This window comes from Cognatishimia sp. (assembly GCF_049116455.1).
In the GTDB taxonomy this organism is placed as follows: domain Bacteria; phylum Pseudomonadota; class Alphaproteobacteria; order Rhodobacterales; family Rhodobacteraceae; genus Cognatishimia.
This window is the reverse complement of sequence record NZ_JAGDYW010000005.1, coordinates 286,001-307,504: the sequence shown is the minus strand read 5'-3', so window position 1 is coordinate 307,504 and position 21,504 is coordinate 286,001. Positions and strand designations below refer to the sequence as shown.

Annotated in this window: 19 protein-coding genes; 11 read left to right on the top strand and 8 right to left on the bottom strand. The window is 54.0% G+C overall.

The window, feature by feature from the left end:
* The first annotated feature begins 72 nt into the window (after window positions 1–72).
* Window positions 73–969 (top strand): AEC family transporter, encoded by an 897-nt coding sequence (locus tag JXQ85_RS13465; protein WP_421749834.1) that lies wholly within the window; start codon window positions 73–75, stop codon window positions 967–969.
* A 4-nt stretch (window positions 970–973) separates the two neighbouring features.
* Here JXQ85_RS13465 and JXQ85_RS13460 read toward each other — a convergent pair whose 3' ends face one another.
* Complete coding sequence (locus JXQ85_RS13460) at window positions 974–1,579, bottom strand: flavin reductase family protein (RefSeq protein WP_421749457.1); 606 nt, start codon at window positions 1,577–1,579, stop codon at window positions 974–976.
* Window positions 1,580–1,681: 102 nt separating this feature from the next.
* On the opposite strand from JXQ85_RS13460, the gene JXQ85_RS13455 reads away from it, so the two are divergent.
* Window positions 1,682–2,173 (top strand): GNAT family N-acetyltransferase, encoded by a 492-nt coding sequence (locus JXQ85_RS13455; protein WP_421749455.1) that lies wholly within the window; start codon window positions 1,682–1,684, stop codon window positions 2,171–2,173.
* A 43-nt stretch (window positions 2,174–2,216) separates the two neighbouring features.
* Complete coding sequence (locus tag JXQ85_RS13450) at window positions 2,217–2,984, top strand: EcsC family protein (RefSeq protein ID WP_421749454.1); 768 nt, start codon at window positions 2,217–2,219, stop codon at window positions 2,982–2,984.
* Here JXQ85_RS13450 and ptsP read toward each other — a convergent pair.
* From ptsP to JXQ85_RS13425, 5 genes are all read right to left on the bottom strand, one after another.
* Complete coding sequence (ptsP, locus tag JXQ85_RS13445) at window positions 2,981–5,239, bottom strand: phosphoenolpyruvate--protein phosphotransferase (protein ID WP_421749453.1); 2,259 nt, start codon at window positions 5,237–5,239, stop codon at window positions 2,981–2,983. The two genes, JXQ85_RS13450 and ptsP, sit on opposite strands and share 4 nt — an antisense overlap.
* 109 nt (window positions 5,240–5,348) lie before the next feature.
* Window positions 5,349–6,404: an acyltransferase family protein gene (locus tag JXQ85_RS13440; protein WP_421749452.1), complete on the bottom strand. Its 1,056-nt coding sequence runs from the start codon at window positions 6,402–6,404 to the stop codon at window positions 5,349–5,351.
* A 127-nt stretch (window positions 6,405–6,531) separates the two neighbouring features.
* Complete coding sequence (locus JXQ85_RS13435; protein ID WP_421749451.1) at window positions 6,532–7,767, bottom strand: aspartate kinase; 1,236 nt, start codon at window positions 7,765–7,767, stop codon at window positions 6,532–6,534.
* 218 nt (window positions 7,768–7,985) lie between these two features.
* Window positions 7,986–8,456 carry a DUF1178 family protein gene (locus JXQ85_RS13430; protein WP_421749450.1) on the bottom strand — a complete coding sequence of 157 codons (471 nt, stop codon included), beginning with the start codon at window positions 8,454–8,456 and terminating at the stop codon, window positions 7,986–7,988.
* Between the two features lie 101 nt (window positions 8,457–8,557).
* Window positions 8,558–9,019 (bottom strand): NUDIX hydrolase, encoded by a 462-nt coding sequence (locus tag JXQ85_RS13425; RefSeq protein ID WP_421749449.1) that lies wholly within the window; start codon window positions 9,017–9,019, stop codon window positions 8,558–8,560.
* Window positions 9,020–9,812: 793 nt separating this feature from the next.
* Between JXQ85_RS13425 and mraZ the strand changes: the two genes are divergently transcribed.
* The 7 genes from mraZ to mraY all read left to right on the top strand — a co-directional run bounded on the left by mraZ (window position 9,813) and on the right by mraY (window position 17,627).
* Window positions 9,813–10,331 (top strand): division/cell wall cluster transcriptional repressor MraZ, encoded by a 519-nt coding sequence (gene mraZ, locus JXQ85_RS13420; RefSeq protein ID WP_421749448.1) that lies wholly within the window; start codon window positions 9,813–9,815, stop codon window positions 10,329–10,331.
* Window positions 10,332–10,334: 3 nt separating this feature from the next.
* Window positions 10,335–11,354 (top strand): 16S rRNA (cytosine(1402)-N(4))-methyltransferase RsmH, encoded by a 1,020-nt coding sequence (gene rsmH, locus JXQ85_RS13415; protein WP_421749447.1) that lies wholly within the window; start codon window positions 10,335–10,337, stop codon window positions 11,352–11,354.
* Window positions 11,354–11,695: a cell division protein FtsL gene (gene ftsL / locus JXQ85_RS13410; protein WP_421749446.1), complete on the top strand. Its 342-nt coding sequence runs from the start codon at window positions 11,354–11,356 to the stop codon at window positions 11,693–11,695. The genes rsmH and ftsL overlap by 1 nt, the downstream gene beginning before the upstream one ends.
* Complete coding sequence (locus JXQ85_RS13405) at window positions 11,695–13,479, top strand: peptidoglycan D,D-transpeptidase FtsI family protein (RefSeq protein WP_421749445.1); 1,785 nt, start codon at window positions 11,695–11,697, stop codon at window positions 13,477–13,479. Before ftsL ends, JXQ85_RS13405 begins: the two co-directional genes overlap by 1 nt.
* Window positions 13,480–13,620: 141 nt before the next feature.
* Complete coding sequence (locus tag JXQ85_RS13400; protein WP_421749444.1) at window positions 13,621–15,102, top strand: UDP-N-acetylmuramoyl-L-alanyl-D-glutamate--2,6-diaminopimelate ligase; 1,482 nt, start codon at window positions 13,621–13,623, stop codon at window positions 15,100–15,102.
* Window positions 15,099–16,544, top strand: a complete 1,446-nt coding sequence (locus JXQ85_RS13395) for a UDP-N-acetylmuramoyl-tripeptide--D-alanyl-D-alanine ligase (RefSeq protein WP_421749443.1) — start codon at window positions 15,099–15,101, stop codon at window positions 16,542–16,544. The genes JXQ85_RS13400 and JXQ85_RS13395 overlap by 4 nt, the downstream gene beginning before the upstream one ends.
* Window positions 16,545–17,627 (top strand): phospho-N-acetylmuramoyl-pentapeptide-transferase, encoded by a 1,083-nt coding sequence (mraY, locus tag JXQ85_RS13390; protein WP_421749442.1) that lies wholly within the window; start codon window positions 16,545–16,547, stop codon window positions 17,625–17,627.
* Here the strand turns inward: mraY and JXQ85_RS13385 are convergent.
* A complete protein-coding gene (locus JXQ85_RS13385; protein WP_421749441.1) occupies window positions 17,624–18,538 on the bottom strand; it encodes a glutaminase in 915 nt (304 codons plus the stop codon). The genes mraY and JXQ85_RS13385 overlap by 4 nt on opposite strands.
* A gap of 169 nt (window positions 18,539–18,707) precedes the next feature.
* Between JXQ85_RS13385 and murD the strand changes: the two genes are divergently transcribed.
* Window positions 18,708–20,111, top strand: coding sequence for a UDP-N-acetylmuramoyl-L-alanine--D-glutamate ligase (murD, locus tag JXQ85_RS13380; RefSeq protein ID WP_421749440.1), 1,404 nt, complete (start codon window positions 18,708–18,710; stop codon window positions 20,109–20,111).
* A gap of 63 nt (window positions 20,112–20,174) precedes the next feature.
* Here the strand turns inward: murD and JXQ85_RS13375 are convergent, their stop codons facing one another.
* Window positions 20,175–21,356: an NAD(P)/FAD-dependent oxidoreductase gene (locus JXQ85_RS13375; protein ID WP_421749439.1), complete on the bottom strand. Its 1,182-nt coding sequence runs from the start codon at window positions 21,354–21,356 to the stop codon at window positions 20,175–20,177.
* Window positions 21,357–21,504 lie beyond the last annotated feature (148 nt).

The window sequence follows — 21,504 nt, the reverse complement described above, 5'->3', positions numbered from 1 at the left end:
GAGGGGATTAAGCTGATGCATTAGAGCGCCGACTTTACAATGCTGCGGTGCAGAAAATTGACTTTGCTTACAGTGATGACAGGCCTCTTGCCATTGATGATGTTGGTAGGCGTTGGCGGCTTGGTGCGCCACCAATTGCCAGAGAACGCCTGGCGCGGTCTGGACCGGTTGAACTTCACCTATTTCTTCCCAGCATTGCTGTTTCTCGCCGCCTCTCAGCGTAAGCTGACGCTTGATGATGTGTCCGCCATCGCTCCGCTGGTCTGGGCGACCATCGCTGTCACGCTTTTGGTTGGCTACGGTGCACGCCGTTTTGGACCAGAAAAGTATTTGGATTTTGCGGGATGCTGGCAGACCACATGGAGGTTTAATGCAGGCATTGGATTCATCGCAGTGTCTGCCTTGGACAAGGGCAATATGGCGATTTACGCCGTTGTGGTTGGTATGGCCGTGCCGGTCAGCAACGCCTGCGCCGTGTCTGTTTTGTCTCTTGGTGAGCAGCAGGATTGGTTCGAGATGGCAAAAAAGGTTCTGCTGAACCCGTTTTTCGTGTCGAGCCTGTTTGGTGTGTCGTTCGCGTTGTTTGGCCTAAGTCTACCTTTCTTGGTAACACGTCCCCTCGAGATGCTGTCGCAGCCGGCCATTACCATCGCTTTGATTTCGGTTGGGGCCACAATGAACTGGGGTGCATTGTCTAAGATGGATAGCTTTAGCCTGTTCATCAATGCGACCAAACTCTTGGTGATGCCTGCCTGTGTGGTTGGGCTGGCACTTGCCTTTGCGCAAAATGGGGGGCTGACACAGACCTTGATCATGTATGCCGCGCTACCAACAGCTGCGGCGTCACATGTCTTGGCTGGGGCTCTAGGCGCGGATCAACGCCTTTCTGCGACCATGGTGGCACAGTCCACGCTGCTGAGTGCCATCACCCTGCCAGTCTGGATCGTTTTGGCGAATATGTTCTTCTAACGGATCATGCTTTTGGGCGGGTCAGGGAAAATACCGACTCGACAGCGCTATAGTCCCGATAGCCTAGCCGCGCGAGCGGTTGGTAGCGCGTCACATCCAGCACGCCGTCATTTAAGACCTCGTCTTTGATATGAACGCCCGTCACATGACCCAACACCAGATAATTATCATCTCCATCAAGGCGGATAATCTGGTTCAGGCGACACTCTAAGGCCGCAGGCGCTTCATCAACACGGGGGCAGGTGATGGTGTCACAGTTTGCTTTGGTGAGGCCTGCCAGTTCAAATTCGTCCACGTCTTTGCCTGCCGGGGCAGACGACGCATTCATGGCGTCCTGCAAACCTTTTGAAACGATATTGATGCAGAAAACGCCGGTCTCGCGAATGTTGCTTAGGCTGTCTTTGCTTTCGGGCTGATCGGGTTTTCTACCTGTCGAGGCAAACATCACCTGTGGCGGCGCATCCGCGATGGCGTTGAAAAAGGAATAGGGCGCAAGGTTTGCCACGCCGGCCTGATCTTGCGTGGACACCCAGGCAATGGGACGCGGGGCCACGATGGCCTTGAACGGATTGTGCGGTAGGCCGTGGCCATTTTCGGGTTGGTAAAACATCAGCGAATCCCAATAAATTGCCGCTCATGTTTGCTCATGTGTAAACCACATGATAGTGGCAAATTTACCGAGTTTCGGGGACAAATCGAAAGGGCAGGGCAGGTGTTTCACCTAGCGCAGGAAGACAGTGACGATTGGTGGGAGGTCGAGGCTCTCTACGACCTTTGCTTTGCGCCAGGGCGCGAGGCTTTGTCGTCTTATCGTCTACGCGATGATGTAAAACCCGTGGCTGAATTATCTTTAACCGTACGCGATAGCGCAGGCATTTTGGCTGGCGCTATCCGGTTCTGGCCGGTGCAAATTGGATCAAGCGTGGCCTTGTTGCTTGGTCCTGTGGCCGTGCACCCAACTCGCCAAGGTGAAGGTCTGGGCGGTTTTTTGATCCGCGAAAGCCTGAGCAAAGCCAAAGAGATAGGCTGGGATCGTGTCATCCTTGTCGGTGATGCACCATACTATCGTCGCCATGGGTTTGATCCCTTGAAAGGCGTGATCATGCCGCCGCCCACTAACCCCGATCGTGTATTGGGCATTGCGCTGTCTGAAGGCGCCTGGGACGGCGTCACTGGGCAGGTCAATCGCATCGGCGAGGCTTGAAACGGCGCAAGTTCTCCCCACGTTACCTTCAGAGGGAGAGATCATGCGCGACCAACCATTTGTCATTGTGAACGTCGAAGAAGAACTGGACAGTCTGGCGTTGCGGTATCGCAGCGCTGGTGGTGTCGGGATCGATCTATTGAACCTTTTGGGTGCGCAGGCTGACGGATTGGTCGAAGGCTTGCCCAAACCCGTGCGCGACCGCCTTGAAGGCGCCACAGAAACAGCGTTGAAACAGGCCATGAAAGCCGCGAACGGATCGCGTCGTGTCATTCGTCCAGGTCAACCAACTTGGTTGCAGACAGCCGTGGCCACCTCGATGGGCGCCGCGGGAGGCATCGGGGGCGTTGGTACAGCGTTGGCGGAATTGCCGCTTACGACAACGGTCTTGCTGCGTACCATTCAAGACGTCGCCGAAGACCATGATTTTGACCCTGCCTCAGAGAACATCCAATTTGACTGCATTCAGGTTTTTGCCGCCGCAGGGCCATTGGCGCATGACGACAATGCGGATCTGGGTTTTCTAGGCGCGCGCATGGCGCTGTCGAGTGGGGGGATGCAAAAGCTAATGACCTGGGTTGCGCCGCGACTTGCTGCGGTTTTTGGTCAAAAGCTGGCCGCACAGGCAGTGCCGGTGCTCGGGGCTGCAGCAGGGGCAGCCACCAACTATGCGTTCATCAATTATTATCGCGAAATGGCGCATGTGCATTTTGGCCTGCGCAAGCTGTCCATTGATGCGGATGTCGACCACCCGGAGTTGCTGGAGCGATTTCGCAGTGTGGCCGTCTTGACAAAAGACGCACCTTCCTAAGCCCTGTCGTTAGACGTCTTAAGGTGTTCCCTAACCGCATCGCGCACCGATTGGTCGCCACGTTCGCGGGCTTCAACAATAATCTGACGCACCTCATCAAGGTTGGCACGGCGCAGAATGCTTTTCACGGGGCCAATCGAGGCAGGGCGCATCGATAGAATGCGCAGCCCCATGGCCGCCAGACAGACCGCTTCCAACGGGCGGCCAGCATCTTCCCCACAGAAACTCAATGGCGTTTGCTCTTCGGTGCTGCGGCATCGGTTCACGATGCCTTCGATGAAGGTCAGGAAACTGACATTCAGCGTGTCATAGCGGCGACGCACTCTTTCGTTTTCCCGGTCAGCTGCAAAGAAGAATTGTTTCAGATCGTTGCCGCCGATTGAGATGAAATCGACTTCTTCAAAGAACTTTTGTGGTGCAAAGCCCAGCGACGGTGTTTCCAGCATCGCGCCAACCTTCAGTTCTTCTGGCACCGGATGGCCGAGAATTTTCTCACGCTCGACCGCCTTGTCCATTTCTGCCTTGGCTGCCCGAAATTCCTCGAACTGGGCAATGAAAGGGAACATGACCGTCAAAGGTCGACCGGCCGCCGCGCGCAGAAGCGCTTGCAGCTGCATACGAAGAACACCCGGTTTATCCAGACCCACGCGAATGGCGCGCCAGCCAAGCGCTGGGTTGGGTTCATCCTGAGGCGCCATATAAGGCAGCACTTTGTCTGACCCGATATCAAGCGTGCGGAAGACAACGCGTTTATCTTTCGCAGAGTCCATAACTCGTGCGTATAGCCCGGCAAGCTCTTCGCGCCTTGGCATCTGATTGCGGATCAAAAACTGCAATTCCGTACGGAAAAGCCCAACGCCTTCGGCGCCGGACCCAGCCAAGGAAGGCAGGTCAGCCATGAGGCCCGCGTTCATGTGCAATTGCACGGTTTTGCCGTCGAGTGTTTCTGCTGGCAAATCACGAATTGATTCATAACGTTTCTGCGCGTTGTGGCGCATGGCCATTTTATCGCGGAATGCCGTTGCAACTGTGTCGTCGGGGCGCAGATGCACAAGACCTTCGTCGCCATCCACCATGATGGCGTCACCGTTCAGCGCTTCATTGGTGATCCGGTCGGCATGTACGATCAGTGGGATGGCCAGCGCACGTGCAACAATGGCTGCGTGGGAACCAACAGAGCCTTCTTCGAGCACGACACCCTTAAGTTTGCGGTCATATTCCAGCAGTTCCGCTGGGCCGATATTACGCGCCACCAAAATGGGGTTTGCGGGCAGCTCGGCCCCGGTGTCTTTGCCCTGTCCAGTTAAGATGCGCAGCAGGCGATTGGACAGATCATCCAAGTCATGCAGGCGATCCCGTAGGTAAGCATCGGTTGCTTGTGACATGCGCGCGCGCGCAATGGATTGTTCCTTTTCAACAGCAGCCTCAGCCGACAGGCCTTGGCCGATGTCTTGTTCCATCCGACGCATCCAACCTTTCGAGTTGGCAAACATGCGGTAGGCTTCAAGCACCTGTAATTGTTCTTTGTCGCCACCAGCCGCGCCATCAAGCATCCGGTCGACACCGACGCGCAATTCGTCGATGGCGGTTTCCAGACGTTTCAGCTCGACATCAGGATCATCCGCGATGGGATTTGAAATAACCACCCGCGGTTCATGCAGCCAAACCTGACCTTCGGCCGCGCCTTCCTGTGCTGTGCCACCTTTGATCAGCACAGATTGCTGGTGCAGCGGTGACAGAGCAGCGCCTTCGCCGACAAATGCCCCAAGTTCGGTCATTTCTGCCAGAACCATGGCCACAACTTCCAGCGCATAAACCTCGTCAGAAGAGTAGTCGCGCGCTTCTTTGGATTGCACAACCAAGACACCAAGGTTTTCGCCCAGACGTTGGATCGGCACGCCACAGAAGGAACTGTAAATCTCTTCGCCGGTTTCTGGCATAAAGCGGAAACCACGTTCGGAGGGCGCGTCAGCGGAATTCACGACACGTCCTTTTTTAGCAACGCGGCCAACCAGACCTTCCCCGATGCGCAAACGTGTCTGGTGCACGGACTCAGGATTCAACCCCTCGGTCGCGCAGAGCTCCAACGTATCTTCGTCACGAAATAGATAGATAGAGCACACTTCCGTACCCATCGAGGAGGCGATCAGACGTGTGATCTCATCCAGCCGGGCCTGACCCGCACTGTCCTCGGCCATAGCCTCGCGCAAGCGCAACAAGAGCTTACGGCTTTCGCTTTCAAACTTTCTGGGCATGACGTTTTTCCCGATGTTCCGGAAATCAGTTATAGGCGAGGTTTGTCGCGCTTGAAAATACTTACTTGGTAGAACAATCGTTAACGGACGCTTGAAGCGTAGTTTTTGGTCAGTCAATAGGTTGAACCCTCGAGTTTTGACTTCCTTTGTGGAAATTCAATTGACGCCCAAGCGCGATCGCGGGGATTTCGATTAATCGATAGCACAAGAGGGCGAGGCCGCATGTGCAGGCCAGCGCTGCTATGATCAAACTTCCTCCATTCAACCAACGCACCAGCAAAAGACTGACCGGTTCGTGTAGTAAATAAATCGAATAGCTGGCTGCACACAGCTGAATGAGCCAGGGTTCTTGCCAGAGGTTGTGCAAGTGGATTCTTGGGCTAAGGCAAATCCCTGCAAAGACGATTGAGGCAATTGTCCATGATATAACTCCGCTGTGTAAGCTAATGTTTTCATGTGTGAAGTATCCAAACCCCACCCATTGCGTAGCCCAGGTTGCCAGCAAGAAGGCGAGCAATGCACAAGCCAATGCCCGGCCTGACAAATGCCTCTGGTGATAGCTGAAAACGGCATAACCCAACATGGCTGCGTTCAACATCCCCAGCCGCCCAAAAGGCAGCCGCGTGTCGAGCAGAATCGCGACCCCGGCAGCGGTCACCAAAAGCCCTGAAACGACGCAAGCAATCTGTGCGGCATGGCGGTTTCGAAATCGCATGACATAGAGGCAGAAAAAACCATACCAGATAAGCTCAAGCGACAGTGACCACGCCACGCCAAGCACGGCTGGCGCGTTGGAATATTCAAAGATCAGCAAAAGATTAAAAACTATATCAATCCAACCAAGGTGCTGAATTGCATCAAAGGGGGCCACATTGGCCCACCCCAACACCATGATACCTGCCAGAACGCAGAGATACATGGGCCAAATCCGAAATATGCGGCGCAGGACAAATTCTTTGAAATCAAAGCCTGATTTGACACTAAATGGGATGACGTAACCGCTGATCATAAAGAAGAGCACAACACCAAACACGCCCGGTCCCAGTTGCAAGAACCACTGCGCTTCTGCGCGAAAGCTGCGTTCGATGTAATGTTGAAGAACCACCGCAAGGGCCGCGATCAATCGCAAACTGTCTAGCCAATATGCGCGATTTGTTGTTGCCATGCCCTATGTCCCCAATGTGTCCTGTCAGTCGCCAACAGGTCTGAGAAAAGCCATGCATGGAATTGGTTAACAAAAGAAAAAGGGCTGCCCGAAGACAGCCCTTTTCTAAAATCGAATTTGCGTTGGCTTACGCTGCTTTTTCCAATTCAAAGGCGTCATGCAAGGCTTGAACAGCGAGCTCCAAGTATTTGCGATCCACCAGTACCGAAATTTTGATTTCAGATGTTGTGATCACCTTAATATTGATGCCTTCGTCGGACAGAACTTTAAACATCTTGGCGGCAACGCCAGATTGTGAGCGCATGCCGATGCCAACAACGGATATTTTCGCAACATCAAGATCCGTCACAACATTCTCGTAGTTGATCTCTTCGCCTTTGATGGCGTCCATGGCTTTTTCGGCACGGCTGACCTGTTCTGATGGCAGGCTGAAGGTCATGTTGGTGCGGCCATCTTCAGAAATGTCCTGAACAATCATGTCCACATTCACGCCCGCATCAGACAGGGTGCCAAAGATGATCGCCGCGATGCCCGGGCGGTCAGCCACAGAGCGCAGAGTCATTTGAACTTCGTCGCGGGAAAAGGCCACACCGGCCACAACATTGGATTCCATGATTTCATCCTCATCGCAGACGAGCGTACCGGCCTCGTCAGATTGTTCTTCAAAAGAGCTTAGCACGCGCAGTTTCACTTTGTAGCGCATGGCCAATTCAACGGAACGGGTTTGCAGAACTTTCGCACCCAAAGAGGCGAGCTCCAGCATCTCCTCAAAGGCGATCCGATCCAGTTTGCGTGCCTTCTGGCAGATACGTGGGTCGGTTGTGTAAACGCCGTCAACGTCGGTGTAGATGTCACAACGTTCTGCATCAAAGGCTGCAGCAAAGGCCACGGCTGTGGTGTCAGACCCGCCGCGACCCAGCGTTGTAATGCGGCCTTCAGGGCTGATGCCTTGGAAGCCAGCCACAACAGCCACCTTCATGCCTTCGCCAAATTTGGCGTTGATATTGTCGGTTGGAATCTCTTCGATCCGGGCCTGGCTATGGGCAGAATTGGTCATCAGCGGCACTTGCCAGCCTTGCCAGCTGCGCGCAGGGACGTCCATTTCCTGCAGGGTCAGGGCCATCAAGCCTGCCGTCACGTTCTCACCAGAGCTGACAATTGCGTCGTATTCACGCGCATCATACAGCGGCGAGGTCTCATTGACCCAGCCCACCAGCTCGTTGGTTTTCCCGGACATGGCAGAAACGATGACGATGACGTCATAGCCTTTTGCCACTTCAACGCCGACGCGTTTTGCGGCGCGGCGGATGCGATCCAGATTGGCGACAGACGTGCCGCCGAATTTCATTACAAGTGTAGGCATGTTGTTGGTCCAGCCCCTGTCTTCCAAATGTCAGCGCGGTTTACGACTTCGTCACACAACTGACAAGGATTTGGGTCCAGAGAAACGACGAGATATGCGGTTTGCGCGGCAATTATTTGTATCCGCTTCCGCTATTTATGAAAGCGAATGGCAAAGTTCCAACTTCACGGATTTTAACTCGCAGTGGCGTCAAAACGTCGGCGACGGATCAGAATCGCTCAGTTTGACTTACGTCCTGGTCGAAACGGAAGCGGCAGAACCGGTACGCCATCCTCAATCAGGCTCTTGGCCTCTTCAGCGTTGGCTTCCCCGTATATGGCGCGATCAGGCGCATCCCCGGTTTGGATGGCGCGGGCTTCTTCGGCAAACTTCTTGCCAACATAATCCGAGTTCTCTTCGACTTGCTTTTTCAGTTCAGCCAAAGCCTGCTCTGCCGGGCTCGCCGGTGTCGATAGGGGTGTTTCTGAGACGGTCGGTTGTGCAGGCTGTACAGCCTCTTCGATTTGCGGCGTGGCTGCAGAGCGTGACGGGCGTACACGCGGAGCCATAATAGCTTTCTCGACCTTCGCTGATCCACAAACAGCGCATGTCACCATGCCGACTTGACGCAATTTGTCATAGGCTCCGGCGTTCTGGAACCAGCTGTCAAATTGATGCCCTTCCGAGCATTTCAAAGAGTATTGGATCATGAGGGCGTATCCGTGTTCACAAGACCTACATATTCTCGACTTGGCATGGGATCAAGCAGCAGGGCGGTCTTCATTTTAACACGGGTGCGAATTTCGTGTGATCAGAATAGCTTTTCCGGGTCAAAGGATTTGATCAACTTGGCCAATTCAGGTTCACGCACCAGCTTTGCGGCCTTTTTAGGAGAAAACCATTTGCGGCGGCGTTGCCCAGCCTCTGGGTAGATTTTGGACAGCTTGCGAGCATTAACCGGATAGATGTTCACAAGACAGGGCAGGGTGCCGTCTTTGGTGTCCGTCTTATAATAAGAATAGAGCCCAATACATTGATCCGTCACCTCGCCTTTGACGCCGGCTTCTTCCCAAGCTTCTTGTGCGGCGGCTTCGGCTGGACGCAGGCCCAGCATGGGCCAACCTTTCGGAATGATCCAACGGCCCGTCCCGCGACTGGTGATCAACAAGATCTGCAGCTTGTCATCTTTAACGCGATACACAAGTGCAGCGAACTGACTGCGCAGCTCACGTTTCTTGGCTTTTGGCAATTTGATCGGAAGCTGCACTGTCATCCTATCAGTACCGAATACTGCTCTCTGTTTTTATTATGCTCTAAGAATATAGGATTTCTGATCATTTGCAATTCGATCTCTCATTTGGGTTGTCACGGGAACCCGTTTTGAATCCGCCAAAATGCCATTCCCAAGTATGGGGGTACATGGGGCTGAAGCTTGAGTGGTTTCCGCGCATGGGAATTCATGGTCCGAAAATGGGAATTCGCTCAAAATTCTTATGGCTGCCCTAATTGGTTTCAGTTTTCGTGTTGAATTATTGCGTTTTATGTTGTTTATCGGCGCGGCTTATACGTTTTTATCAAACTTTATCAAAATTTCTGGGAATTTGAGGGACGTTTCCGTTGAGGAAAGAATTGCGCATTATATAGGTGATTTCTCGTCTTCGGGCACTATATGTGGGTAAAAATAGAGTATTTTTTGGTGTTATTGTGGATGAGAAGTGTGTGTGTTGTGCGTAAAAGTCCAGATTTTCCCACGATTTCCCAAAAAATCTGTTGATTTCCATAAATTCCCATGGCATCCCTGTATTCAAGATGAGGACGGGAGTTAAGGGGCGCTAAAGACCCCAAATAATAAAAATCCCAAGTCAGGTTTCATACAGGCCCCGCTTTCATCGAACGAAGAGATCCGGCGCGCGAGCGAGCAGACATCCCCCCAGGTGGCGCGTGCAGCTGGACATAACCCGCACAGCGGGACGAGGGCAGCGAATTGAACAGTGGCAGCAGTTCAATTCGCTGTTTCGTTTCCAGCGGGTCGCAATGAGCGAAACAACAGAAGGGCGGGTCAGACAGTGGCACGCAGGTTCAGAGGTGAAAGCCACCACAAGGTGGATACGAAAGGCAGGGTGTCTATCCCGGCCTCGTTTCGCCGTGTACTTGAGGCTTCTGATCCCAACTGGAAATCCGGCGAAACGCCAGAGCTTGTCATTGTTTATGGCGACCATCGCCGCAATTACCTTGAATGCTATACTATTGAAGCCATCGAAGAGGTCGACGCTAAGATCGACGCGCTTCCGCGTGGTTCAATGGAACGTAAGATGCTGCAGCGCCTTTTCCATGGTCAGTCTTTCCCGACATCGGTTGATGAGACAGGTCGCTTGGTTTTGCCTGCGAAGTTACGTCAGAAAATTGACCTAGATAAAGAAGCCTTCTTTATCGCTGCAGGCGACACCTTCCAGATTTGGAAGACGGAAACCTACGAGCAAGAAGAACTCTCCGCTACCGAAGAGTGGCTGGATGAGCTGCCAGATGACTTTGATCCTCTGATCTTCTTGGATCAAAACACCAATGACAAACAAACGGAGAGCTAAGATATGAGTGATGCAGCCTCAAATAGCGCTGATGCCCCTCATATCCCAGTTCTGCTGCGCCCGCTTTTGTCGGGCGTTTCGCCCGTTTTTGGAATCTGGTTGGATGGAACCTTTGGGGCAGGTGGTTACACCAAAGGCCTGCTAGAAGCCGGGGCAGACAAAGTCTTTGGCGTCGATCGCGATCCATTGGCCTTTGAAATGGCCGACGACTGGGTCGCTGACTATGGCGAGCGTATCGAGCTGGTCGAAGGCGTCTTCTCGAAAATGGATGAATATGCGCAGGATCTAGACGGTGTGGTGCTCGATCTGGGTGTTAGCTCCATGCAGCTTGATCTCGCAGAGCGCGGGTTTTCCTTCATGCGTGACGGTCCATTGGACATGCGAATGAGCCAAGATGGCCCCTCTGCCGCGGATATCGTGAACAATGCAGATGAGGCAGCGATTGCCGATATTCTTTATCACTACGGTGAGGAGCGCGCGAGCCGTCGCATTGCCAAGGCGATCGTCAAAGCACGCGAGCTAGAGCCATTTAACTCCACGCTGCAATTGGCTGACTTGATTGAGAAAAACCTCCCACGCACCAAGCCTGGTCAAAGCCATGCGGCCACCCGTAGCTTTCAAGGTCTACGTATCGCGGTGAACGATGAATACGGCGAGCTCTTCCGGGGCATGATGGCCGCAGAGCGCGCACTGAAACCCGGTGGTTTGCTGGCTGTGGTCACTTTCCATTCGATCGAAGACCGTATGGTTAAGAAGTATCTGCAAGCCCGTGCTGGGAAAACCGGTGGTGGGTCGCGTTATGCACCTGAGGTGCAAAAAGAGGTTCCAGCCTTCGAGCTGCTAACCCGCAAGGCTGTCGGGCCGGATGAACAAGAACTCGCAGAAAACCCACGGTCTCGGTCTGCAAAGTTGCGCATTGCGCGCCGCACCGATGCGCCAGCGGGGACTGTGGACGGTAAGAAAATTGGTATGCCAACGCTTTCGGCAAATAATCCAAATACCAAAACCAAGGGGAAACGCTAATGCGCGGCCTAATGTTTGTACTGACTGTTGTTTCGGTCATTGGTCTGGCCTTTTGGGCTTACCGCGAAAATTACACCACGCAAACGGCCTTAGATGATGCGCAGAAACTGCAGATCCAGATCGGTGAGGCGCGTGATCGTTTGGCGATCTTGAAAGCAGAATGGGCCTATTTGAACCGCCCGGATCGTTTGCGCGATTTGGCCGATTTGAACTTCGAGCGCCTACAGCTTTTGCCTCTGCGCCCAGATCAGTTTGGTCGGATCGAACAGGTCTCTTATCCGCCAGTTGAAAACCTTGTGATTGATGGGATCGTTGAGGTCTCTAATCAGGAGGGCCTCTGATGATCCGCACGCCGCTTCGTCCGCTTGCCACAGTCATCAAAGCCCGCGCGCAGGGTGAAAACCCGGACGTGATCGAAAAAGAAAACCTGCGTAAACGGCACGAGGAAATGCGAGACCGCTCGCGCATTCGTGCAGAAGGGCGGTTGTTGGTTTTGGGCGTCGCTTTTTTAGCGGCGTTTTCCGTGATTGGCGTGCGTATGGGCACGCTGGCCAATACCGAAGCGGCTGAGCCTCGTGCCAGTGCCAGCGGTGCGCGTATCCTCGCGCAGCGCGCGGACATTGTAGACCGACAAGGGCGCATTCTGGCGACCAATCTGGAAACCTTCAGCCTTTATGCTCAGCCTCAGCAAATGATCGACAAAGGACGCGTTGCAGAACGGCTTGTCGAAATTTTCCCAGAATTGAATAAACAGCGCCTTATCAAAGACTTCACGGGCAAACGTAAATTCCTTTGGGTACGTAAAAAGTTGTCACCAGAGCAAAAGCAATTGGTGCATGACATTGGCGATCCGGGGCTGCTATTTGGCCCACGTGAGATGCGGCTGTATCCGAATGGTAAACTGGCGGCACATGTATTGGGCGGTGCCGGGTTTGGCCGCGAAGGTGTAAATGCGGCCGAGGTCATCGGCGTTGCCGGTGTTGAAAAGACCTTTGATGATGCACTGCGCGATCCAGCCAATGGCGGCAAAGCGCTGACGTTGTCAGTGGATTTGACCGTGCAAGACGCCACAGAGCGCGTGCTCTATGGAGGCATGAAGCTGCTCAACGCTAAAGGCGCAGCCGCTGTTTTGATGGATGTGCAAACCGGAGAGCTTTTGTCGATTGTCAGCCTGCCTGACTTTGATCCCAATGATCGTCCTCGTCCACTGACCGAAGGTGACGCCGCCGACAGCCCATTGTTCAACCGGGCTTTACAGGGTGTCTATGAGCTGGGGTCGACCTACAAAATCTTCACCTCGGCGCAGGCTATGGAGCTGGGTTTGGTGAACGCCAATACCATCATCGACACCAAAGGGCCGATGAAAGTGGGCGGCCACCGCATTGGCGAATTCCAGAATAAGAACTACGGCAAGCTGTCGGTCACAGACATTATCGTTAAAAGTTCAAACCGTGGCACTGGTCGCATGGCTTTGGAAATCGGTCCGAAGCGTCAGCAAGAATTCCTGAAATCTCTGGGCCTGTTTGAACCAACGCCGGTTGAGATGGTTGAAGCTTCTGGCGGCAAACCATTGTTACCTGCGAAATGGACCGACCTGTCTGCTGTCACCGTTTCTTACGGCCACGGCCTTTCCAGCACGCCAATGCATTTAGCCACAGCCTATGCCGCGCTGGCCAATGGCGGGCGCATGATCAAGCCAACGATTCTGAAACGAAATGGCCCACAAGAAGGTGTCCGCGTCATGAGTGAGCGAGTTGCCGCCGAAAGCGTGCTGATGCTGCGCAAAGTGGTGACCGAGGGAACTGCAAGTTTTGGCGAGGTTGCAGGCTATCATGTGGCGGGTAAAACTGGCACAGCGGATAAGCCAAAGCCGACTGGCGGTTATTATGAAGATAAGGTTATCAATACCTTCGCCTCTGTTTTCCCAGCAAATGATCCGAAATACGTGCTGGTCGTGACCCTGGATGAACCGGTGGAAACTTCTGGCGACAAACCACGTCGCACCGCCGGTTGGACGGCTGTACCTGTAGCGGCTGAAATTATCGAACGCGTTGCACCGCTTTTGGGGCTGCGTCCGCAAGTTGAACCTGTCGCCCTGACTGATATAACGCTGGCATCTCATTAAAGCGTTTTGCGTTAAACTTGAGGCACGAACTAAACGCGAAACGCGTGGAACTAATGGATGTTGCGGGCGTTTCGAAATCAACAGTGTCTCTAGTTAGTTTCGAAACGCTTTAAAGCCAAAAAGCAACAATAAGGGCAGTACATGACGGCGCAGGCAAAGGCACTCTCTGAATTAGGTCTGACCGCTGCAGCGGGACGCAATCCAACGATCACCGGCATTGCCGTAGACAGCCGCGAAATCAAAGACGGCTTTCTTTTTGCAGCTCTCCCAGGCACGCGTGTGCACGGCGCGACCTTCATTCAATTCGCTTTGCGCATGGGCGCAACAGCCATTTTGACCGATGCTGATGGGGCGCGAATTGCGGCTGCCGAACTTGAGGCCTCTGATGCCGCCTTGGTGATCTGCGAAGACCCACGTCAGGCGCTGGCCTACACCGCCGCGCTTTGGTTTGGAAAACAGCCATCCGTTGTGGCAGCCGTGACCGGCACCAATGGTAAAACCTCGGTATCGACCTTCTTGCGCATGATTTGGCAGGAATTGGGTCTGCCCTCTGTCAATCTGGGCACCACCGGCGTTGAAGGTGATTTCGAAGCGCCCCTCAATCACACAACACCAGAACCCGTCACCTTGCACCGCACTTTGCGCGATGCAGCTGAGGATGGGATCGAATGTGCGGCCATGGAAGCCAGCTCGCATGGGTTGGAACAGCGTCGATTGGATGGGGTGCAGCTGACAGCTGCTGGGTTCACCAACTTCACGCAAGATCATCTGGATTACCACGCGACCTTTGATGATTACTTTGATGCCAAAGCGGGGCTTTTTGCGCGGGTTTTGCCGGATGATGGCACAGCCGTTGTGAATATCGACGATATGCGCGGCGCGGATATGGCAGCCATTGCCACTGGGCGCGGCCAGAAGGTCATTACCGTTGGTCGCCATGCGGCTGATCTGGAACTTTTGGCGCAAAGATTTGATCAAACTGGGCAGGATATCCGCTTCTCCTTTGGCGAAGATATTTACCAAACCCGGCTTAATCTTATTGGTGGCTTCCAGGCTGAAAACGTCTTGTTGGCGGCAGGCATGGCGATTGCCTGTGGTGCCGATGCCATGCGTGTTTTTGAAGTGTTGCAAGAACTAAAAACTGTTCGCGGCCGTATGCAATTGGCAGCGACGCGCGAAAATGGCGCGGCGGTCTTTGTCGACTACGCACACACGCCCGACGCTGTTGCCACAGCCTTGAAGGCCATGCGCCCACATGTCATGGGCCGTCTGATTGCCATCGTTGGCGCTGGCGGAGATCGCGACCCTGGCAAGCGCCCCTTGATGGGGGCAGCGGCTGCGGAAAACGCAGATATTGTTTTTATCACTGATGATAATCCACGTTCTGAAGTCCCAGCTGATATCCGCGCGATGGTGCTTGAAGGCGCGCCGGGGGCTATCGAGGTCGGCGACCGCGCCGAAGCGATACTGCGCGGCGTCGATGCTCTAGGGCCCGGAGATGCGTTGCTGATTGCAGGCAAAGGTCATGAAACAGGTCAAATTGTTGGCGATGACATCCTACCATTTGATGACGCCGAACAAGCTAGCGTGGCTGTGATGGCGCTTGACGGAGGTTTGGCATGACGCTTTGGACTAGCGAGGCGGCTGCAAAGGCCTCCGGTGGCACGGCAATTGGTAATTGGTCCTGTAATGGCGTTTCCATTGATACGCGCACCATTGAAAAGGGTGATTTGTTTGTCGCCCTGAAAGCTGCGCGGGACGGGCATGAGTTCGTAGCGCAGGCTTTGGAAAAAGGGGCTGGAGCCGCCTTGGTCACCCACCGCCCGGACGGTGTAGCTGAGGATGCACCGCTTTTGATTGTCAAAGACGTGCTTGTTGCGTTGGAAGATCTTGGAAAAGCTGCGCGCGCGCGCATGTCGGGCAAGGTAGTTGCGGTAACCGGATCTGTCGGCAAAACCTCAACCAAAGAAATGCTGCGCACCGTTTTAGGTGGGCAGGGCAAAGTTCATGCCTCTGTTGCAAGTTACAACAACCATTGGGGCGTGCCGCTGACTTTGGCGCGCATGCCAGCCGACACAGACCTAGCGGTCATTGAAATTGGCATGAACCATCCCGGTGAAATTGCCCCTTTGGTCGCCATGGCACGCCCACATGTGGCGATTGTAACCACGGTTGCGCCTGCGCATATGGCAGCTTTTGAAAACCTCGAAGGGATCGCACGCGAGAAAGCTTCGATTTATTCAGGTCTAGAAGGTGGTGGTGTTGCGATCTTTAATAATGACCTGCAAGTCACTGATATATTGAAAGATACGGCGGCTCAGTTTAGCGAAATCCAACTGGGATTTGGCGAAAGTGCGGGTTCTGATCTGTGCCTGTCTTCCGTCATCATCAACGATACAACGACCGTGGCTTCGGCATCTGTGGCAGGCAAGGAACTGCTGTTCAAAGTGGCTGTTCCAGGCCGGCATTACGCAATGAATGCCATGAGCGTCCTCGCGACCGTACATGCGCTGCAGCTTGATAAGGCCATAGCCATTGCAGACCTAGGTCAGTGGGAGCCGGGTGCTGGACGTGGGCAGCGTGAAGTGATTGCTCTGGATCCAGCTGATCCTCGGCCCACAATCGAATTGATCGATGATGCCTATAACGCCAACCCAGCTTCTATGGCGGCCTCTCTTGAGGTGCTGGCTGCGGCGGATGTCAAAGATGACATTGGGCGTATCAGCCAAGGTCGCCGTATCGCCTATCTTGGTGACATGGGAGAGCTCGGTGCGACCGAAGTGGAAATCCACCAATCCATCGCGGCACTTGCCTCGATTGATCATATTGATCGTGTGCACTGCATCGGTCCGTTGATGCGCCATTTGCACGAGGCACTTCCGCCTCAGAAGCGGGGCCGTTGGGCAGAAGACACCGCGGGCATGATTGATGGTCTTGCTAAAGATCTGGACGCAGGCGACGTGGTGATGGCTAAGGGCTCGCTTTATATGGGCATCGGCCGTTTGGTTGACGCCATTAAAAAATTGGGCCATCCCGCCCCGAAAGCGAACGAGGGGACTTTGTAAATGTTATATTGGCTGACCGCGCTGTCTGATGGCGGCGATTTCTTTAACCTGTTTCGGTATATCACCTTCCGGGCAGGTGGGGCCTTTATGACAGCGTTGTTCTTTGGATTTATCTTCGGCCGTCCATTGATCAATGTGCTGCGCCGCAAACAGGGCAAAGGCCAACCGATCCGAGATGATGGCCCTGAAGGGCATTTCGCCAAAGCAGGTACGCCAACAATGGGTGGCCTGTTGATTGTCGGCGCTTTGCTGACCTCGACGCTGCTTTGGGCGCGATTGGACAATGGGTTTGTTTGGTTGGTTCTCTTTGTGACCATCGGCTACGCGCTGATCGGCTTTGCCGATGACTTTGCAAAGGTCAGCAAGCAAAACACCAAAGGCGTATCTGGCCGAGTGCGGTTGTTGCTAGGCTTTTTGATTGCAGCAATCGCCAGCTATTGGGCGACAACTTTGCATCCGCAAGAGCTGCAATATCATGTGGCTTTGCCAGTCTTTAAGAACCTTTTGCTGAACTTCGGCTTCTTTTTCATTCCATTCGCGATGTTTGTGATTGTAGGGGCGGCAAATGCCGTGAACCTGACCGATGGTCTGGACGGTCTTGCAATCATGCCATCCATGATTGCCGCGGGTGCATTAGGTATCATCGCCTATGCCGTTGGGCGGGTGGATTTCACGGAATACCTTGATGTTCATTATGTTCCGGGCACGGGCGAAATCTTGATCTTTACTATGGGCCTCATTGGCGGCGGTCTTGGTTTCCTTTGGTACAATGCGCCTCCGGCTGCGGTCTTTATGGGCGACACAGGTTCGTTGGCCTTGGGCGGTGCATTGGGCGCCATCGCGGTGGCCACCAAACACGAACTCGTTCTGGGCATCATTGGTGGGGTTTTTGTGATCGAAGCCCTGTCTGTGATTATTCAGGTGCTTTACTTCAAACGCACAGGCAAACGCGTGTTCTTAATGGCGCCTATCCATCACCACTATGAGAAAAAGGGCTGGGCCGAACCTCAGATCGTGATCCGGTTTTGGATCATCTCTTTGATCCTTGCGATGATTGGCCTTGCCACATTGAAGGTACGTTAAAACACCGACCATTCCATTTCGTGGGCCAGACGCTCTAGAGCTTCTGTGCCCAGTTTGGAATTGCCATTTCGATCAAGGCCCGGCGACCAAACCGCAATAGATGCGATCCCCGGCACAATCGCCAAAATGCCACCACCGACGCCGCTTTTGGCTGGCAGGCCAACGCGATAGGCAAAATCCCCTGATCCGTCGTAGTGGCCACATGTCAGCATCAGTGCATTCATGCGCCGAACGCGAGATGGGGAAACAAGCTTGGATCCGGTCTTGGCATTCATCAGGAACCTACCAGCAAGCGCAAGTTGCCGCGTTGTCAGTTCAATGGCACATTGATGAAAATAAGTGCCTAGGGTCATTTCAGGCGCATTGCGCAGATTGTCATGCGCTGCAAGGAAATGTGCGAGTGCGAAATTGCGATCTCCGTGGGCGAGTTCTGATTGTGCGACGTTTTCATTGATATGAATATCTGAATCTTCTGCTGCGGCGCGGACAAAACCCACAATTTCAGCAAGGGCTTGTTTGGGGGCGCGCCCAGCAAGGACTTCGTCTGTGGTCACAATGGCCCCTGCATTCACAAAGGGATTGCGCGGGCGCCCGTTTTCTTTTTCCAGCTGCACAATCGAATTAAACGCGTTGCCAGAGGGTTCTTTGCCTACTCGGTGCCACAGTTGATCGCCGGACCGGCCCAGTGCAATTGCAAGGGTGAAAACCTTTGTGATGCTTTGCGCGGAAAACCCGGTATGAACATCACCTGCATCAAAGCAGTCCCCATGCGCGGTGGTGACAGAAATGGCAAACTGGTTTGGATCCACGCGAGCAAGTTCGGGGATATAGGCCGCAACTTGGCCTCGATCCTCGCGACGTCGCATGTCTTTGGCGATATGATCAATGCAGCTTTGAATGGACTGATCCATTGGTTTTCCCTCTCCCCTTCGGCGCAAGAAATGAACTTTGATTGTAGATCTGTCAACAGTCAGCGCCGCGCGGATTTTGACTGTTTTTGGGGGATGAATTTTACCACAAGAACTGGCACTCTGATCTAAAGTCCAGTAGCAAAAAATGCGTTGGCGTGGAGGCAAGAGTATGATTCCAGTTCAGGGATATTCAGGTAAACGCATTGGTGTTTTAGGGCTTGGACGCTCGGGCTTGGCCTCTGCACGCGCACTGCGCGAAGGCGGCGCGGTACCTTTGTGTTGGGATGACAACCCCTCTGCACGAGAAGCGGCAGCTGAAGAAGGGTTCGAGATTGTTGAGTTGGGTAAGCAGGGCGCATTGGATGATGTCGCCTGTTTGGTCGTGTCCCCGGGCATTCCGCATTTGTACCCGACGCCCAATCCTGTGATCCGTGCTGCCATGGCGGCGGGTGTGCCGGTCGACAATGATATCAGCCTGTTCTTTGCGTCATTTGCGACCCGCGATTGGGACAATTTTGATGTGATGCCAAAGGTTGTAGCGGTCACCGGGTCTAACGGTAAATCCACCACCTCTGCGCTGATCCACCATGTGTTGGAACAAGCTGGGCGAAATACACAGCTGGCTGGCAACATTGGGCGCGGTGTGTTGGACATTGACCCTGCAGCGGATGGAGATGTGGTGGTGCTGGAGCTTTCAAGCTACCAGACTGATCTTGCCCGAAACCTGACACCAGATGTGGCTGTTTTTACCAATCTTTCGCCGGATCATTTGGATCGCCATGACGGCATGGGCGGGTACTTCGCGGCCAAACGCCGTCTGTTTGCCGAGGGCGGGCCGGATCGGGCTGTGATTGGCATCGATGAAGACGAAGGGTTGTATCTGGCTGGGCAAATGGCGCAGTCGGCGGCAGATGATCGGGTTATTCGAATTTCCGTAGATCAGAAGCTGACAGGACCGGGCTGGCAGGTTTTTGCAAAGAAGGGCTTTCTGGCTGAATACCGCAAAAGGCGTCAGGTCGGATCGATTGATTTGCGACCCATCAAAGGGCTGCCCGGAACACACAACCACCAAAACGCCTGCGCGGCTTATGCTGTTTGCCGAACGCTTGGTTTGGCACCTCGGGTGATCGAGCAAGGCTTTGCAAGCTTTGGCGGCTTGCCGCATCGCTCGCAAATCATCGCAGAAGCTGGCGGCGTGACCTATGTGAATGATAGTAAAGCCACAAATGTCGACGCAGCAGCAAAGGCGCTAAGTGCGTTCAAGAACATTCGCTGGATCTGCGGCGGGCTTGAGAAAGACGGCGGGCTTGAGGCGCTGCATACGGCGACGGGTCAGGTGAGCAAGGCCTATGTGATTGGGCGCGAAGCTGCGAGTTTTTCAATGCAATTGGGTGACATTAAGGCTGAGGTTTGCACCTCCATGGACGTCGCAGTCGCCCGTGCCATGGAAGAGGCTGCAGAAGGCGATACGGTTTTGCTAGCCCCGGCGGCAGCAAGCTTTGATCAATACGACAGCTTTGAGAAGCGTGGCGAGCATTTTACAGAACTGGTACAGGCGGCACTGGCTCAGTAGGGGCTTCGCCCCTCCGCGCTTTGCGCATTCACCCCGGGTATCTTTGCCAAAAAGAAATGTGAATTAGTGTTTGGCGCGTATGGCGGTGCCTGCAGCAAAACCTGAGCTCCAAGCCCATTGGAAATTAAAGCCGCCAAGCCAACCGGTGACATCGACGGCTTCGCCAATTGCATAAAGACCGGGTAGGGCTTTGGCTTCCATGGTTTTGGACGAAAGCGCATCTGTATCAATCCCGCCAAGGGTGACTTCGGCTGTACGGTAGCCCTCGGTGCCAGCAGGGGTCACTTGCCAATTTGAGAGCGCGTCTGCGATGGCGCGTAGCTTTGCGTCTGATTGGTCGGCAAGGTTTCCTTTGAGGTTCAGTTCTACAGCGAAATGATCCGCAAGCTTGCCGGGCATTTCATAGCCAAGAACCGTGGCGAGCTGTTTGCGACCATCTGTTTTACGCCGCGCTTTGAGCGCCTCGAACAGGTTGTTGTCGGGAAAGAAATTGACAGAGATTGGCTGGCTTTCCTGCCAGTAGCTAGAGATTTGCAACATCGACGGGCCAGAAAGGCCACGGTGCGTAAAGAGAATTGCCTCTTCAAAGCTGGTGCCATTGGCACTGGCACTTACGGGATGAGCAACACCAGCGAGCGGTTTAAAGCGCCCGTCTGGGAAAGTGAACGGCACAAGGCCTGCGCGGGTGGGCAGAATATTGAGGTCAAATTGCTGGGCAATGTCATAGGCCAATCCCGTTGCCCCCATTTTGGGAATGGATTTACCGCCCGTCGCAAGGACGAGATTGCGGCATGAAAAGGTTTCCGTGCGACCTTCACGTTCGGTTTTGATTTCAAAACCCGCGTCGGTTTTTTGCACAGATTGGATGCCGGTCTTAAGGTGCAGTTCTGCACCGGCTTTTTGCATTTCAGACAAAAGCATCTGAATGATGTCTTTGGCGCTGTCATCGCAGAAAAGCTGCCCAAGTGTCTTTTCATGATAGGCGATCCCGTGTTTTTGCACGAGGTCGATGAAATCCCATTGCGTATAGCGGCTGAGCGCGCTTTTGCAGAAATGCGGATTTTGGGAGAGGAAGTTTTCAGGCCCGGCATAGATATTGGTGAAATTACAACGCCCGCCGCCAGAAATGCGGATTTTCTCGCCTGGGGCCTTCGCGTGATCCAATACCAACGTGCCCGGGCCTGCATGAACCGCGCACATCATGCCAGCAGCGCCAGCGCCCAAAATGATCGTTTTCCACATCATGGCTGTGCTCTGCCTTAGGCGGGGGCGCGGGTCAAGCATGTGACCAAATCCGCAAAATATCCCGTGTTACGAAAGTGCTAAGAAACTGCAGGGAAACTGTCATCATGCTGCTTCAGAAGGAGGCCTCGAAAATAACCAGCCAACGCGG

Bases quoted from the DNA above. Each gene is read 5' to 3' on its own strand.
- JXQ85_RS13460 (WP_421749457.1), bottom strand. From the start codon at position 1,579: ATGTTTTACCAACCCGAAAATGGCCACGGCCTACCGCACAATCCGTTC.
- JXQ85_RS13450 (WP_421749454.1), top strand. From the start codon at position 2,217: ATGCGCGACCAACCATTTGTCATTGTGAACGTCGAAGAAGAACTGGAC.
- ptsP (WP_421749453.1), bottom strand. From the start codon at position 5,239: ATGCCCAGAAAGTTTGAAAGCGAAAGCCGTAAGCTCTTGTTGCGCTTG.
- JXQ85_RS13440 (WP_421749452.1), bottom strand. From the start codon at position 6,404: ATGGCAACAACAAATCGCGCATATTGGCTAGACAGTTTGCGATTGATC.
- JXQ85_RS13435 (WP_421749451.1), bottom strand. From the start codon at position 7,767: ATGCCTACACTTGTAATGAAATTCGGCGGCACGTCTGTCGCCAATCTG.
- JXQ85_RS13430 (WP_421749450.1), bottom strand. From the start codon at position 8,456: ATGATCCAATACTCTTTGAAATGCTCGGAAGGGCATCAATTTGACAGC.
- JXQ85_RS13425 (WP_421749449.1), bottom strand. From the start codon at position 9,019: ATGACAGTGCAGCTTCCGATCAAATTGCCAAAAGCCAAGAAACGTGAG.
- rsmH (WP_421749447.1), top strand. From the start codon at position 10,335: ATGAGTGATGCAGCCTCAAATAGCGCTGATGCCCCTCATATCCCAGTT.
- ftsL (WP_421749446.1), top strand. From the start codon at position 11,354: ATGCGCGGCCTAATGTTTGTACTGACTGTTGTTTCGGTCATTGGTCTG.
- JXQ85_RS13405 (WP_421749445.1), top strand. From the start codon at position 11,695: ATGATCCGCACGCCGCTTCGTCCGCTTGCCACAGTCATCAAAGCCCGC.
- JXQ85_RS13400 (WP_421749444.1), top strand. From the start codon at position 13,621: ATGACGGCGCAGGCAAAGGCACTCTCTGAATTAGGTCTGACCGCTGCA.
- JXQ85_RS13395 (WP_421749443.1), top strand. From the start codon at position 15,099: ATGACGCTTTGGACTAGCGAGGCGGCTGCAAAGGCCTCCGGTGGCACG.
- mraY (WP_421749442.1), top strand. From the start codon at position 16,545: ATGTTATATTGGCTGACCGCGCTGTCTGATGGCGGCGATTTCTTTAAC.
- JXQ85_RS13385 (WP_421749441.1), bottom strand. From the start codon at position 18,538: ATGGATCAGTCCATTCAAAGCTGCATTGATCATATCGCCAAAGACATG.
- murD (WP_421749440.1), top strand. From the start codon at position 18,708: ATGATTCCAGTTCAGGGATATTCAGGTAAACGCATTGGTGTTTTAGGG.
- JXQ85_RS13375 (WP_421749439.1), bottom strand. From the start codon at position 21,356: ATGATGTGGAAAACGATCATTTTGGGCGCTGGCGCTGCTGGCATGATG.